A 14,002-nucleotide genomic window follows, 5' to 3' on the forward strand; every position below is an offset into this window, starting at 1 on the left:
GGAAAACCTAGATGTGTAGGGGTAATTCATGAATTACCCCTACCTATAGAATCAAATGATTAAGCCGTTTTGAGTATAACAATCAATTAATCACGGCCATTGATAGCAATGAGTAACCGCAGAATAAAGATAAACAGGTTGATGTAGGTTAGGTACATCGACAAAGCTGCGGGCAAGTACTGATCATCTCGATAGGTGCGGGGCAAGATGTAGAAATCGACGACAGAAGCTCCCGCGAAAATAAATACCCCTAAACCAGAGATACCGATTTCTAACCATGTGGGTGTGTAAACACCAAATAATGCCAACCCAAACTGCACTAGACAAACAACAACTAAGGCAATTACCCCCAAGGAGACGGTTTTTGTCAACGCTATACCGTCTGATTCTGAGAGATTAGAACCAATTTGACGAGCTGCAATAAAGGTGACACCACAACCAAGGGCAGCGATACCAATGCCTTGAAGACCTACGCCTTGGGTTCTCAAAGCGACAAATACCAACCCACTGAGGGTATATCCAGATAAGAGGCTGTAAATTGCTAATAATGGGAGGGCGACACTGTTGTTACCTTTGGAAGCAACATTTTGAGCGATAAAGAAGAGGATGAACTCCAGAACTACAGCACCAAAGAAGGTAGGAAAGAATAGTTCGGGGTTAGAACGAATCACTCCCAAACCGCCATAAGTACCCAATGCAGTTAAAACTAAACCACCACCAACAAAGGGAAGGGCGTTAGCAATGACATTGGGGCCAACAAGGGCGTGATTTTGAGCTTCACGGAAAGCTTGACGAAAATTGCTGGTATTGCTCATATCTAAAAACTACTAAATTTTTGAGTAAATTACCTCTTCTTCTCCATTCTTACCAATAGTTGTGTTTAGAGACTAGGGAGGATATCTAGAAAAGAGATTTTTTAGTAGTGCTTGTAAAATTTTATAAAGACAATTTTTATGGTTTTAAATTTTAACGCATTTTATAACGATATTTCCACAGGTATTGATTAGGGTTGCTGCTATTCTCATAACGGATCTAGTAGTCATTCTTGAATAATTAAGTAATATTCACTAAATAAAAGTAAGTTTTGTAACGAAGTGTTAAGGGGGAGATCACCTGTTTTTTATTTATTATCAGGTGTTAGTTGATTTTTTATTCTCTATTAGAGATAAATACTGCACATATATAGCATTATTACGTAGAGTCGTTTCTGTTTAATCACATAATGAAAAACTATGTACTGAGGAAATTTTAGGGTTGTAAAGAAAAATTACAGATAACAGAGAAAAATGAAGACTCATAAGTGATTTCACTTAGAAGCTGACGTAAGCTTATTTTAAGTTCAGTAAAACAACGATGGCTTATTCAGCGATGACTAAGGAAAATAATGACAGTTTGAAATCAAGTATACGCAACTCCATTCTTCGGGGAAGGGGGTTACTACAAGGGAATTGATATGGCAGCAAGTGAGTCCTCTGTGCAATATGATGGTATAGAGCTATTACACTTATACCACCGCGCTCCTTCTATTAAACTTCGTAACCAACTGGTACAGTTACACACGGGTTTAGTCCGTAAAATGGCTTATAAATTTAGCCATCAGTGTAATGAGCCTTATGAAGATTTAGAACAGATCGGTTATTTTGGTTTAATTAGGGCTATTGAGCGCTTTAATCCTACTCAAGGTTATGCGTTTAGCTCCTTTGCTATACCTTATATTCGCGGTGAAATGCTGCATTTTTTGCGCGATCGCTCTACTTTAGTCAGAATTCCCCGTCGTTGGCAAGAACTTTACAATGAAGGGCAAAAAATTCGCAAAGAGTTGACGCTATCTCTAAGCCGTCCACCCAAAGATATTGAAATTGCTAACAAACTTCATATTTCTCTACAAGAGTGGCAAGAATGCAAGTTAGCTGCTCAAAACCGGATGCCTCTGAGTTTAGACGCTACTCCGGCTAACTACGTTGATTATCAAATCACTTTGGGTGATATACTTCCCTGTCCTCGTACTACTCTGCTGCAACAACAAGAGGAAGAACGACTACAGCTACAAGGGGCTATGAATATGTTAGACGATAAACCCCGCATGGCAGTTGAATTAGTTTTTGTTAAGGAACTTACCCGCAAGGATGCCGCTAAGAAAATTGGTGCTAGTCCGATGACAGTAACTCGGTATCTGCATAAGGGAATACAGGAGTTAATCTGCTACTTACAGCCACAAGCTGAGTCAGGAGTCATTAGTGCTTAGGATTGACTGGATTTGAGGATGAACAGGATTTCAAATTTAATTTAGATGTAGTTAAGCAACCAAATTGAAGCATCTCTTTGTATTCATCCTGTCAATCTTTTAATCCTGTAAATCCTGATTCAGACTATCTACTAGATTTTATATCCGCTATAGCTCCTCTAGTCATTGCTGCGATCGCTTTATCCGTCGCTTTCGGTAAGTGATAATATTTACCACCGGCTGCTTTTGACAATTCCTTTGCAAAGCCAGTTGATACAAATTTACTCTCAGTATCAATTACCAACAATTGCATCCCTGAAGCTCGAATTCTGCCTGCAATATCTAATAATTCGGCTTTGATATCTGGTTTTTCACCTGGTTCTATGGGTTCACCTAAAGAACGAGCCAAAGGAATATTACCACGACCATCAGTAATTGCCACAATGACAACTTGACCGATATCCCCACCCATTTGGGCATTTACACCCACACGAACTGCTTGAGTTAAACCATGTGCGAGGGGAGAACCACCACCACAGGGTAATCTTTCTAAACGATTTTTAGCTAAAGCAATGGAACGAGTTGGTGGTAATAAAACTTCTGCTTGTTCTCCTCGGAAGGGTATTAAAGATACTTGGTCACGATTTTGATAAGCTTCTGTTAAAAGTTGCATCACCGCACCTTTAGCGGATTGCATTCTATTTAAAGCCATTGAACCAGAAGCATCCACAACAAACACCACCAAAGCACCGGCTTTTCTCACCAACCGCTTGGAACGGATATCTCCCTGTTCCACAATCACTTTTTTATCTGGTTGTCTAGCTCGCCGTGCTTTTTGATACGGTGCAGCGGCGCGGAGTGTGGCATCTACGGCGATTCTACGAGCTTTACCTTTAGGTATCATCGGCTTGATGTACCGTCCCCGGTCGTCTGAGAAGATAATACTGCGACTTCCAGATTTACCTTGACGTTGTGCCATTTGGGTAAAATAAAGCACTTCTGGGTCAAGAATTACCCCTTCTGGATCAAAAATAAATTCTTCGGGAATGTCTGGGGGTTCTTGCTGTTCTTGTTCTTCTTCTTTCTCTTCTTCCTGTTCTTCTTCTTGTTCTTCTTCTGATTCCGACTCCTCTTGATTTTCTGGTGGTGGTGGGGGAGGTGGGGGTGGTTGGTCTGGGGGTGGGGTTTGAATTATGGTTGTTCTGGGAACAATGACCAATTCTACTGCGCGACGTAAGTCTTCAGCATTGACAGTATTGCGTCCTTCCAAAGCTGCTGCGGCTTTGGCTACTCGCACCGCAAATAATTCTGCACGATGTCCTTCTACACCACCGCGAATGGCTTCATTAACGAGGTATGTAATTTGTTCTTGGGTAATGGTGACTTCTTTTAACCATTCCCGTGCGAGGATGATTTGGGTTTTGAGTGAGTCGATGTCTTCGCTATATTGTTGCAGAAATTCTGAGGGAGACTTGGAATATGCGATCGCTTGCTCAACTGCTTGTACTCTTTGATCTAAACCCAGAACTCCGTCTGCTGATAGTGCGATCGCAATTCTATCAAGTAAATGTTCTCTTAACGCCCCTTCCTCTGGGTTATAAGTCGCAATAAACAACGGCTTACAGGGATGTTGAAAACTTATCCCTTCACGTTCAATCTGGTTACGTCCGTCCGATAATACAGCTAAAAGTTGATTACTAATTTGGTCATCTAATAAATTGATTTCATCGACATACAGCACCCCACGATTTGCGGTAGCTAGTAACCCCGGTTGAAAAATCGTATCACCTTGTTTAACCGACTGTTCCACATCCACAGAACCTAAAAGCCTGTCTTCTGTCACACCAAGGGGAATCTGCAAAAAAGGTGCAGGGATAATTTCCGTTTCTATCTCCTGTCTTTCCTCAGCTAAGAGTTTATCATCCCATTCTTCTGGGTGATTCGGGTCACAGTTACACAGTGAATCTTTAACAACTTCAATAGGTGGTAACAAGGCGTGGATAGCACGCGCCATCACAGATTTAGCCGTACCACGACGACCTGCAATTACCACACCCCCCAAAGCGGGATCTACTGCTGTTAACAGCAAGGCTATCTTAATTGCTTCTTGACCAACTACAGCAGTCAGGGGAAAAGCAGTCATTGTCGGGGTAATAGTAGGCGCAGGCATTGTTTCCTTAATATTTATTATATTTGTAGCATAGCAATTTCTGGCACATTTTAGAATATATATAACGGACTCAAATTTTAAAATTTAGATACCCGACTTCTTTAAGAGTTCGGGTATGTGGAATAACGATATCTAAATTTAAGCAATAGCAAAACCAGTATATGGTCTAATTAAAGGTTCATGAAATGCTAAGACAATATCTTCTTTTGGTACTCCTAATTTAACTAATTCATCTGCCATACCAATCTCAGTGCCATCATGTTGTATCCAAATCTTGCCATTTTTAATATCAAGATGTAAAACACAACCATGTTGTCGTCGTCTGTTTTTCCAACCAACATACATCAACTGATAATGATCACCAACAGTATCAAAAATCAGTTGTTGTTCAATTTCATCTTTCGGTGAACCTAATTGAGAATATTCTGTGATCACTTGTTTTACATAATTGCGATAGTTATCTAGTTTTTCCATACTACAATTTCCTCCTGAATCGGATCGTAGATAATAAGTTTAATTTGAGAACGTTCAACAACTGTTTTGATAAACTGCAATTGAAAGAAAGCGTTATAAACTCCTGAAGGAACAGCTAAATATAAAACTCTGTCTGGTTCTTTCTCTTCTAATGCAAAACGATAATTAAAAAACTGCCCCACTGCTGTATGAAATTGAGAAATACTGGATGTACCTGTGAAACTCGTAATTTCAACTGCTATTTTCTCTCCTGTTCTTTCCGCCGCTAAAATTTCCTCCGCACCGAGGTCAATGTACATTTCCACATCACCAACTTCAATCCTCAAAGGATCATCTGTGATCACCCAACCCTCTTTTTCTAATCCTTTCCTAACAGCATCATGAAAAATATCTTTAGCTGACATGAGTTGATAATTTATTCTTTTTATCTATAGCAATCCTAAATGATCCGTGAGAGTTCAAAAAGCCTCAAATGCTTATCAAACAAGGATTTTTATCTACGTATTTTCTCACTATTGGGGTAGGATTGCTATATTATTATAATATTTCTCGTTTCAGATAGCTGAAATCCGCGTAATAGATTAATTGAATATATCAAGTTATGGATATTACAATTATTTACAATAATAATGCTTGACATTTCAGATTCAGTGTGCGATTGTATAAAGAAGACAGCCAACATATAAATGCTATCTCAAGCAGAACTATATATCGCAGGGCGGTGGTTGTCTCAGCAGCAGGATTCCTTTCTGATAAGTCCTGCATTATACCTTCGTTTGGATACTTAGCCTGATGTTTTATTACATCGCTAATTACTCAATTAGCACGAAAAAAATAAAGTATCTGGATAAATATTCAGATGGAGGTATAATGCAGAATTTGTCAGCAAGGATTACATTACTTGCAAAAGTCTATGTATTCTCTGAATCCTGTTACTGAGACTGAAACTGCCTAATATAGACAAGCTACTGGAGGAGGAGATAATTATGTAGTTTTTCCTTCAAGTATTTTTACTGCTATGGATGTGTAATTTGTTGAATCTGTCCAGTTAACTTAAAAAATTGGACGTTTGATCATGACTCATCTATCTTTGAACACCCAAACAGTTCAGAAAAAAGACTCTGTTGGCATTTTTGGGGATATTCAAAATGTTCTCTCAATCAAAAAATATGGTGATTTATTACTTAATTTTGCGAAAATGCAGGGAAATATAAAATCGAAGAATTTTTACTATAATTCACTGCATAAAAATCAAGTTGATGCCAAAAATATATTTCAATTACTTGGTTTTAATTGTGTAGATGTTCCAGACTCATCAAAAAATAGTGCAGATAATCAACTTAAAGATGAATGTTATAATGCAGTTGCTTTTCATCCTTCTCTAAAAACGATTATCCTATTGTCAGGAGATGGAGATTTTGCTGTATTAATTGCCATTCTCAAAGCTATGGATAAAAAAGTGATTGTCTTCGCTCAAAGAGGTAGTGAGAGTCCAAGGTTAATTAATTTGGTCGGTGATGATAACTTCCACTTTATAGACGAGTTACCTCAATTAGTTGGTGAAGAAACTCAACTTCAAACCACCATTATCAATCCTCAAATTAGTTACAATGAAGCTGAAGTGTATCTGATTGAAACTGTCAAAAATGCGTTAAGTCAAGGTAAACCTACACACTACAGCTACATTGGTAGATCAATGCGTCAACTATTCCCGAAATATCAGGGCGTTTCCTCAATCTCTACACCTAATGGTAAGCAATTTACAAGCTTTAGTAAGTTTATTGATTATGCTGTAGATTCAGGTAGAATCCAAAGACAAAATCAGGAATTGCTTTTAATAGAGTAATATAAATTAACTGCCTGAATTTGCTTTTGAAACCCAGTTATATTAGTTATCTGGGTTTTACCAAAACTACCGCATCTTGCGGTTTTTTCATGTTTAAATAAGATTCATCTTACCTACAAAACGAAAAAATAAAAATGCACAAACTTCTCACATTTCATAACGAAAAACTCCTCCGTCAAGCACTCACCCACCGGTCTTATATCAACGAACATCCAGGAGAAGCTGAACAAAACGAACGTCTAGAATTTCTTGGTGATGCTATTCTCAATTTCTTAAGCGGTGAATATCTCTATAAACGTTATCCAGAAAAAGAAGAAGATGAATTAACTCGTCGTCGTTCTGCATTAGTTGATGAAAAGCAATTAGCGAAATTTGCGATTGAAGTAGGTTTAGACTTCAGAATGCGTTTAGGACAAGGTGCAATTCGAGACGGAGGATATCAAAATCCTAATTTATTAAGTAGCACATTTGAAGCCGTTCTTGGTGCGTACTATCTAGATAACAATTCCAATATTGAAGTAGTTCGCACTATTGTAGAACCGCTGTTTGATTCCGTCTCAGAAAAAATTGTCGTATCTCGTTCTAATGTAGACTCCAAAAACCGCTTTCAAGAATGGGTACAACGAGAAATTGGCGCAAATCCCCCCAAATATGTGACAGAACAAATAGGTGGACAGTCTCATACACCAGTGTTTAAATCCGAAGTATTTGTAGAGGGAGAAAAAGAACCACGTGGAACAGGACAGGGACGTAATAAAAAAGAAGCAGAAAAAGATGCTGCTGAAGATGCGTTAGCTAAATTGAAAAAACGCGGGTTGTTAGAGTAAAAATTGTTGATTTTACTCAAAGCTGCAAAAATACCTTTTGTCTCTTTGAGCGAAATCAACTTTCTTTCATTTCCATTTGCAACGGCAATATTACAGTAAAAGTAGAACCAAATCCTGGTTGAGAAACTAGCTTAATTTCACCTTGTAATAATTTTACCAATCGGGAAACTATGGCCAAACCTAAACCAGTACTATCAGGAAGACGAAACTTTTTATTAGCGTAGCGAAAATAGGGTTCAAAAATCTGCTCTTGGTTTTCTGGTGCAATACCAATACCTGTATCAGTAATGCTAAATCCCCATTTTTGATCATCTAACATCTGACAAGAAATATTAATACTGCCCAATTCTGTGTAGCGAATCGCATTGCTTACAAGATTCATAAAAATTTGTTGCAACTGAAAGCCATCTGTAATTACTTGTTGGAGAGCTTGATGACAATTCACTGTGATAATCAAATCTTTTTCAGTGGCTAAAGGTTCAAACACTTCACATATATTGTCAATTATTTCACACACATTAGTTGATGTGAGTTCAAGTCTAGTTTTTCCAGCATCATGCCGCGATAATTCTAGTAAATCATTAATTAAACGTAGCAGGTGTCGGCCATTACGTAATACTCGTTCAATATGTTCAATATTGTTACAAGTATCTTGTTTGTGAGCTTTTTTTCGATGTTCACGTAAAAATAAATCAGAGTAACCAATAATCGAAGCTAGGGGATGTTTTAAATCATGTGCTAGTAGAGAGAGATGTTCTCGATTAGTATTAACTAAGCGAGTTAGTTCCTGATTATGTAATGCTAAAGTGTTATGTAGATTTTCTAATTCTCGTAATCTTTCATCAACATAACTAGTAAAACAGCGTGCAATCGCTTCATCAATCACGGCGTTAATTAACCGCATAGTCCGAATGATCTCTGTCGGCTTTCCTTGCATTAAATCTATTTGTAGAGTATCAAAAATCACCGTTCTTAAATGATGATATTCCCTAGCAATTTCTGCTGGATTAAAGCCTTGTGTAGCCCGAAGTGATCCATGCTGCCAACTGGCAGTTACTATAGCTTTATAATCATTACCCTGAGATGTTGAAAGCACAGTAACCATTGCTTTTAAGACATCAGGCACGTGATTTTTGATTCTGCTGTATGGTAGATTATTTGCACTTTCAATCCGCTTATCTTGATGAACTGCTATTACCCATTGATCTATTATTGTATCAATCCGTTCAGCCAGTAATTGACTAAAATCCATTTTTTTTAATTCAGTTAATTGGATGTCTATTATGTAATCAGTTTAACGATTATATGTTTGATAATCACAATTTTATATACAACTTACTTAGCAGAGAAAGTATGTAATAATTTATCTGTTTATTGAGTAATTCAGTAATATTTTTACCATGCTAAACAAAAATACCTAAGTATATAAATTTCATAATTATTGATACTTACTTTTCTCTATATGCCTATAGACAGAGACTTACTCATCCTACAACTATAAACTAATTTAATTATTGCTGACGCAATAGAAGACTTACTACAATTAAGTACTGAAAGTAATAAAATTAATTATGAATACAGATGCTTTTACTGTACATTAATGTTATGGTTTTGCTGTTAATGTGTATTTAGAGTAAGTCAGCTTAATCCAGCACATAAGTTAACGCTGGAGCGGAGAAACCAAATTTTGGGGCGTATCTTTCAGAAAGTGACTATTTAAGAGCAAAAAGTGAAAAATTAATCAATATTCAACTCATCACTTAGCACTCAAAACTCACTATTCCTGATAGAGGGACATCTCTCAGTCCTAGCCCGTCAGCTAACTTCGTAAGCATTGAGAGGAGACTGAAGAGACAGCATTTTTCTAATGTTCTGATCTCATCAGTGTCCAAGGCTGGTACTGCTCGCATTTTTCGTACCTGCACTTAAATCTGTTGAGGTTATAAATGATCTTTCAACTTAATTTAGCTGCAACCATTGCGGTTGCAGGAAAATTTGCTTGGAAAAAAGCAAAACCTGTCATTTTTCGGGATGAGTTTCTATTGCCTGTTGTCGGTTTTTTGGGAATAATTATACTGTGGTGGGTGGTAGCAATTGCTAATCGTGAATTGATGCCTACACCATCAGAAGCTTTAATTGCTAATCTTGACTACATCTTAAATCCCTTTTATGACAGAGGCCCAGGTAACTTAGGAATTGGTTGGTTATTATTAGCCAGTTTACGCCGGGTATTACTAGGTTTTGGGTTAGGTGCATTAGTAGCAATTCCCTTGGGGTTTTTAATTGGGATGTCTAAACCAGCGATGCTGGCTTTTAATCCTATTATTCAGATATTTAAACCTGTTTCACCCCTTGCTTGGTTGCCTATCTCCTTAGCTATATTCAATTTGGCAGATCCTTCTGCTATTTTTGTCATTTTCATTACCTCCCTTTGGCCAACTATTATTAATACAGCCTTGGGAGTTTCTAGCGTTTCCAAAGATTATTTAGATGTAGCACTGGTGTTGGAAATGCCTCGGTGGCGACAGATTATCAAAATTATTTGGCCTGCCAGTTTGCCTTATGTTTTTACAGGTTTGCGAATTAGTTTAGGGATTGCTTGGCTAGTAATTGTTGCTGTAGAAATGCTGACAGGTGGTGTAGGTATAGGATTTTTTGTCTGGGATGAATGGAGTCGTTTAAATCTCAGTTCTGTATTTTTGGCAGTGTTTGTAATTGGCTTAACTGGCTTAGTTTTAGATTATGCTGTCGGCAAAATTCAAGAATTAGTTACCCACCGTCCGGGAAGTGTGAAGTAAAAGAATTATTTACGGCGATTTTCAGGTAAATCAATTACATCTTTTGTCTCACGCAGAGACGCAAAGAAAAAAAGTTTTCAAAGTTAATTTCATCCTCTAATTATGCAACGCCAAACTCTTCATTTCTCTCTGTGTCTCTGCGCCTCTGCGTGAGCAACAAATCATCCCATCAATCAGCAACACGAAAAATCCGAAATTGTAGACAATTATGAGTGAAAATAATTGGAATCGCAGAGATTTTATCAAGGGAATAGGTGCAACGACTGCGGGTTTAGCGTTGTCATCATGTGGGATATCTGGAGATAAGTCTGTTAAAGGACTGACAGAAGCAGCTTTAGCTGTGGAACCCTTAGTTAGACCCCAAGATTTAGAAAAACCTGATCTTACAGTTGGTTATGTTCCTGTAAATGATTGTGCGCCATTTGCGATCGCATGGAAAAAAGGTTTTTTCCGCAAATATGGCTTAAATGTCACACTCAACCGCGAAGCTAGTTGGGGAAACTCCCGCGACGGTCTGATTTTCGGTCGTCTCGATGCTGCTCCCGTCGTCTCTGGTGCCGTCACCAACGCCCGCATAGGTGCAGAAGGCGCACGTCATGCCCCCTTATGTGCAGCCATGACCATACATCGTCACGGTAACGCCATGACCATGAACAAAGAGATGTGGGACTTTGGGATACGTCCTTGGTACGAATATCAACAAAAATATGGTGATGGTGCTTTAGAAGCCTTTGGAAAAGACTTCCGGGGCTATTTTGACAAACAACCCCCAGAAAAGAAAATTTGGGCAGTAGTTTTGAGTTCTGCTATTTATGAATACTTTGTCCGCTATATATCCGCTGCTGCTGGTGTAGATCCCTTCAAGGAATTTCGGGTAATTATCGTTTCCCCACCGCAAATGGTGACAAACATGAGAATTGGCGCTATGCAAGCTTACATGGTAGCCGAACCTTGGAACACCAGAGCAATTCAAGGAAACGAAGGTATCGGTTTTACATTCGCTCAAGGTAAAGAAGTTTGGCAAGGACACCCAGACAGACTGCTGGGAGTGATGGAATCATTCATCAACAATTATCCCAAAACCTATCGTTCTTTAGTAAAGGCAATGATAGAAGCTTGTCAGTATTGCGGTAAACCCGAAAATCGTCAAGAAGTAGCTCAATTGCTAACAGAAATATCCTTTACGGGTGCAAAACCAAAACAGAAAAATGAACCCCTAACTAAATTGACTTCTCCGGGAATTATTGGCAATTACAGCTATGGTGGTTTTGATGACAAAAACCGAACTATTAAAGCCGCTGATACCACAATTTTCTTTGATATTCCTAAAAATATTCCTCAACCAACAGGAGATCATTCGACATTTTTATGGCGTTCTCACAGCATCTGGTTAATTACCCAAGCTGCTCGTTGGGGGCAAATCAAAGAAATTCCCAAAAATGCCGTTCAATTAGCCCAAAAAGGCTGGAGAACAGATTTATATCGGGAGATTGCTGCGGAAATGGGAATTCAATGCCCCAAGGAAGATTATAAAGTTGAACCGCCAGAAGTATTCATAGATAAAAAAGGCTTTGATCCTAGTGATCCTGTCGGTTATCTAAATAGTTTTACCATCAAAGCAAATGCTCCTACTCGCTTTTTTATGTCCTAAAAAAGGGATATCTCGTTCCCAGTCTCTGACTGGAAATGCAATCACAAAGGCTCCGCCTTCAAGGACTTTAGAGCTAGAGCTTTCTAGAATTCATTCTCATACAGAGTATGGGACGAGTAATATTTACCATCCAAAATTCAACTAATTCAGGAATATTTAATCATGAGATATACCTCTTTCTCTAACGATACTTATCAAGAAGTTAAGCCCCATCATGGGTTTTTAGAAATTGAAAATTTGGTCAAGTCTTATCCGACACCAGATAAAGGTGATGCTGTCATTTTAGATGGCGTTAATCTGACAATTGGTGAGGATGAGTATATTTCTGTCATAGGACATTCTGGTTGTGGTAAATCAACATTACTAAAAATTATCGGTGGATTTCAAAAAGCTACCTCTGGCTCAGTACGTTTAGATGGCAAAGAAATCCGCAAACCGGGTGCAGAGAGGATGATGGTATTTCAAAATTATTCTTTGCTACCTTGGTTAACCGTGCGCGAAAATATTCGTTTAGCTGTGGATGAAGTGCTAAAAAATGCTAATCGTGCCGAAAGAATTAGCGTTGTAAATGAACACTTGGCAATGGTAAACTTAACAGCGGCTGCCGATAAGTATCCTGATGAAATTTCTGGAGGTATGAAACAAAGAGTAGGTATTGCTAGAGCTTTGGCAATTCGCCCCAAAATGTTATTAATGGATGAACCTTTTGGCGCACTAGATGCTTTAACTCGTGGTAAATTGCAGCGTCAGGTATTAGATATCTGGGAAAATCATCGTCAAGCAGTAATGATGATTACTCATGATGTAGATGAAGCAATTTATATGTCTGATCGGATTGTATTAATGACCAATGGCCCATGTGCTAATATCGGAGAAATCCTCAAAGTTCCGTTTCAGCGTCCACGTGATCGGAGTGCGATCCGAAATTCTAAAGAATATTTTGAACTCCGCAACCACGCTTTAAATTTTCTAGACCACTACTTTACTTCAGAAGAATAAAATAGTATTATTGTCTTTTTAGTGGGTAGCCTAATTCAAATTCATGAAAGCTAGATTTGAAGCGGAGGAACCAAAAATTGGGGCTAATCTAACGAGAGACACCTTCCAGTCTTAGCCCGTCAGCTAACTCCGTCGGCAATGGAAGGAACCCCCAAAACCTTGGCTGTAATAGCAGTTATGATTGGGGTTTCCTAAATCAATTTTAGATTTTGGATCAAATCCAAAATCCAAAATTAGCATCCCTGCTTCTCATTTGTAATCCGTTTCAAGGGAGAGAAGTTAAAACTGTGAAAATCAAACCAATGTTAGCACGTTTGCAATGTGCGATAGGTCGTGATGACCTAGTTGAACAAATGGTATTGTTACCAGAAGCTGAAAACCAGGTTTCTCAACAATATCAAATAACCAATTCCGTTAACTTAATTGTTGGCTATGATGCTTCACCTCAAAGTCATACAGCCTTAGATATTGCTTGTTGGATTGCCCACCAAACGAGTTTAGCTACCAATACTCAAGTTACAGTTCAGGCTGTTTATGTAGTAGAACCAAACTCCAGCAATCAATATCTTGGTATTTTCAATTTTCCCCATAATCAGCTGCCATTAGAGTGTGCAGCGAGCAATTTATCAAAGTCAGTTACATCAGTATTAACTCAACAAAAGGTAATAGAAATTTCACCAAAATTACAAGGAGAATCAAGAACTTTTTTTCAAGAAGCAGAAAGAATTCTCTGGCAAGCAAAAACTCTAGCTCAAGAATGGCAAGTTTCATTTAAATCACATCTGCGGTTTGGCAAAATTGGTACAGAACTTAAAAAATTTGTGGAATCAGAAACTGCTGATATTCTATTTTTAGGGTGCAAATCTGTAGATGATCCGATGATTAAGACGCTAGGTACTAATTTTCCCTGTGCTGTCTTGGGTATTCCCAGTTGCATTGATGAATAATTGCTATTCTCAATCACAGTGATTGGCAATTAATTAAAATTATGGAAAAGTCACCTAAAGTATAGG

The 14,002-nt window shown here is 38.2% G+C and carries 12 protein-coding genes and 2 riboswitches; of the genes, 7 read left to right on the top strand and 5 right to left on the bottom strand.

Features of this window, described 5'->3' with window-relative positions; translation table 11 throughout:
* Window positions 1–86 precede the first annotated feature (86 nt).
* Complete coding sequence (locus AC012T_RS00290; RefSeq protein ID WP_487062241.1) at window positions 87–815, bottom strand: Bax inhibitor-1/YccA family protein; 729 nt, start codon at window positions 813–815, stop codon at window positions 87–89.
* Window positions 816–1,453: 638 nt separating this feature from the next.
* Here AC012T_RS00290 and AC012T_RS00295 point away from each other — a divergent pair.
* Complete coding sequence (locus tag AC012T_RS00295) at window positions 1,454–2,245, top strand: RNA polymerase sigma factor SigF (RefSeq protein WP_487062242.1); 792 nt, start codon at window positions 1,454–1,456, stop codon at window positions 2,243–2,245.
* 124 nt (window positions 2,246–2,369) lie between these two features.
* Here AC012T_RS00295 and bchD read toward each other — a convergent pair whose 3' ends face one another.
* The 3 genes from bchD to AC012T_RS00310 all read right to left on the bottom strand — a co-directional run bounded on the left by bchD (window position 2,370) and on the right by AC012T_RS00310 (window position 5,272).
* The gene (bchD, locus tag AC012T_RS00300) at window positions 2,370–4,394 is read right to left on the bottom strand and encodes a magnesium chelatase ATPase subunit D (protein ID WP_487062243.1); all 2,025 of its coding nucleotides are present in this window, start codon (window positions 4,392–4,394) and stop codon (window positions 2,370–2,372) included.
* A 138-nt stretch (window positions 4,395–4,532) separates the two neighbouring features.
* Complete coding sequence (locus tag AC012T_RS00305) at window positions 4,533–4,868, bottom strand: XisI protein (protein ID WP_487062245.1); 336 nt, start codon at window positions 4,866–4,868, stop codon at window positions 4,533–4,535.
* Window positions 4,856–5,272, bottom strand: coding sequence for a XisH family protein (locus AC012T_RS00310; protein ID WP_487062247.1), 417 nt, complete (start codon window positions 5,270–5,272; stop codon window positions 4,856–4,858). The genes AC012T_RS00305 and AC012T_RS00310 overlap by 13 nt, the downstream gene beginning before the upstream one ends.
* A 671-nt stretch (window positions 5,273–5,943) precedes the next feature.
* Here AC012T_RS00310 and AC012T_RS00315 point away from each other — a divergent pair.
* Window positions 5,944–6,714, top strand: a complete 771-nt coding sequence (locus AC012T_RS00315) for an NYN domain-containing protein (protein ID WP_487062249.1) — start codon at window positions 5,944–5,946, stop codon at window positions 6,712–6,714.
* Between the two features lie 134 nt (window positions 6,715–6,848).
* On the top strand, window positions 6,849–7,541 hold the full coding sequence (rnc, locus tag AC012T_RS00320; protein WP_487062251.1) for a ribonuclease III: 693 nt from the start codon (window positions 6,849–6,851) through the stop codon (window positions 7,539–7,541).
* Between the two features lie 55 nt (window positions 7,542–7,596).
* On the opposite strand, the gene AC012T_RS00325 is transcribed toward rnc, so the two are convergent.
* The gene (locus tag AC012T_RS00325) at window positions 7,597–8,793 is read right to left on the bottom strand and encodes a sensor histidine kinase (protein WP_487062253.1); all 1,197 of its coding nucleotides are present in this window, start codon (window positions 8,791–8,793) and stop codon (window positions 7,597–7,599) included.
* A 378-nt stretch (window positions 8,794–9,171) separates the two neighbouring features.
* Window positions 9,172–9,390: riboswitch (cyclic di-AMP (ydaO/yuaA leader) on the top strand.
* A 97-nt stretch (window positions 9,391–9,487) separates the two neighbouring features.
* On the opposite strand from AC012T_RS00325, the gene ntrB reads away from it, so the two are divergent.
* The 4 genes from ntrB to AC012T_RS00345 all read left to right on the top strand — a co-directional run bounded on the left by ntrB (window position 9,488) and on the right by AC012T_RS00345 (window position 13,936).
* Window positions 9,488–10,339: a nitrate ABC transporter permease gene (ntrB, locus tag AC012T_RS00330; protein ID WP_487062255.1), complete on the top strand. Its 852-nt coding sequence runs from the start codon at window positions 9,488–9,490 to the stop codon at window positions 10,337–10,339.
* 208 nt (window positions 10,340–10,547) lie between these two features.
* A complete protein-coding gene (locus tag AC012T_RS00335; RefSeq protein WP_487062257.1) occupies window positions 10,548–11,990 on the top strand; it encodes an ABC transporter substrate-binding protein in 1,443 nt (480 codons plus the stop codon).
* Between the two features lie 162 nt (window positions 11,991–12,152).
* Window positions 12,153–12,989, top strand: a complete 837-nt coding sequence (locus AC012T_RS00340) for an ABC transporter ATP-binding protein (protein ID WP_487062259.1) — start codon at window positions 12,153–12,155, stop codon at window positions 12,987–12,989.
* A gap of 17 nt (window positions 12,990–13,006) precedes the next feature.
* Window positions 13,007–13,142, top strand: a riboswitch (cyclic di-AMP (ydaO/yuaA leader).
* A gap of 149 nt (window positions 13,143–13,291) precedes the next feature.
* Entirely contained in the window at window positions 13,292–13,936 is a 645-nt protein-coding gene (locus AC012T_RS00345) for a universal stress protein (protein ID WP_487066372.1), read from the top strand.
* Window positions 13,937–14,002: the final 66 nt, after the last annotated feature.

Source organism: Anabaena sp. EIM26, from assembly GCF_057568715.1.

Excerpts from the sequence above, each read along its gene's own strand:
- AC012T_RS00290 (WP_487062241.1), bottom strand. The coding sequence starts at position 815 with ATGAGCAATACCAGCAATTTTCGTCAAGCTTTCCGTGAAGCTCAAAAT.
- AC012T_RS00295 (WP_487062242.1), top strand. The coding sequence starts at position 1,454 with ATGGCAGCAAGTGAGTCCTCTGTGCAATATGATGGTATAGAGCTATTA.
- bchD (WP_487062243.1), bottom strand. The coding sequence starts at position 4,394 with ATGCCTGCGCCTACTATTACCCCGACAATGACTGCTTTTCCCCTGACT.
- AC012T_RS00305 (WP_487062245.1), bottom strand. The coding sequence starts at position 4,868 with ATGGAAAAACTAGATAACTATCGCAATTATGTAAAACAAGTGATCACA.
- AC012T_RS00310 (WP_487062247.1), bottom strand. The coding sequence starts at position 5,272 with ATGTCAGCTAAAGATATTTTTCATGATGCTGTTAGGAAAGGATTAGAA.
- AC012T_RS00315 (WP_487062249.1), top strand. The coding sequence starts at position 5,944 with ATGACTCATCTATCTTTGAACACCCAAACAGTTCAGAAAAAAGACTCT.
- rnc (WP_487062251.1), top strand. The coding sequence starts at position 6,849 with ATGCACAAACTTCTCACATTTCATAACGAAAAACTCCTCCGTCAAGCA.
- AC012T_RS00325 (WP_487062253.1), bottom strand. The coding sequence starts at position 8,793 with ATGGATTTTAGTCAATTACTGGCTGAACGGATTGATACAATAATAGAT.
- ntrB (WP_487062255.1), top strand. The coding sequence starts at position 9,488 with ATGATCTTTCAACTTAATTTAGCTGCAACCATTGCGGTTGCAGGAAAA.
- AC012T_RS00335 (WP_487062257.1), top strand. The coding sequence starts at position 10,548 with ATGAGTGAAAATAATTGGAATCGCAGAGATTTTATCAAGGGAATAGGT.
- AC012T_RS00340 (WP_487062259.1), top strand. The coding sequence starts at position 12,153 with ATGAGATATACCTCTTTCTCTAACGATACTTATCAAGAAGTTAAGCCC.
- AC012T_RS00345 (WP_487066372.1), top strand. The coding sequence starts at position 13,292 with ATGTTAGCACGTTTGCAATGTGCGATAGGTCGTGATGACCTAGTTGAA.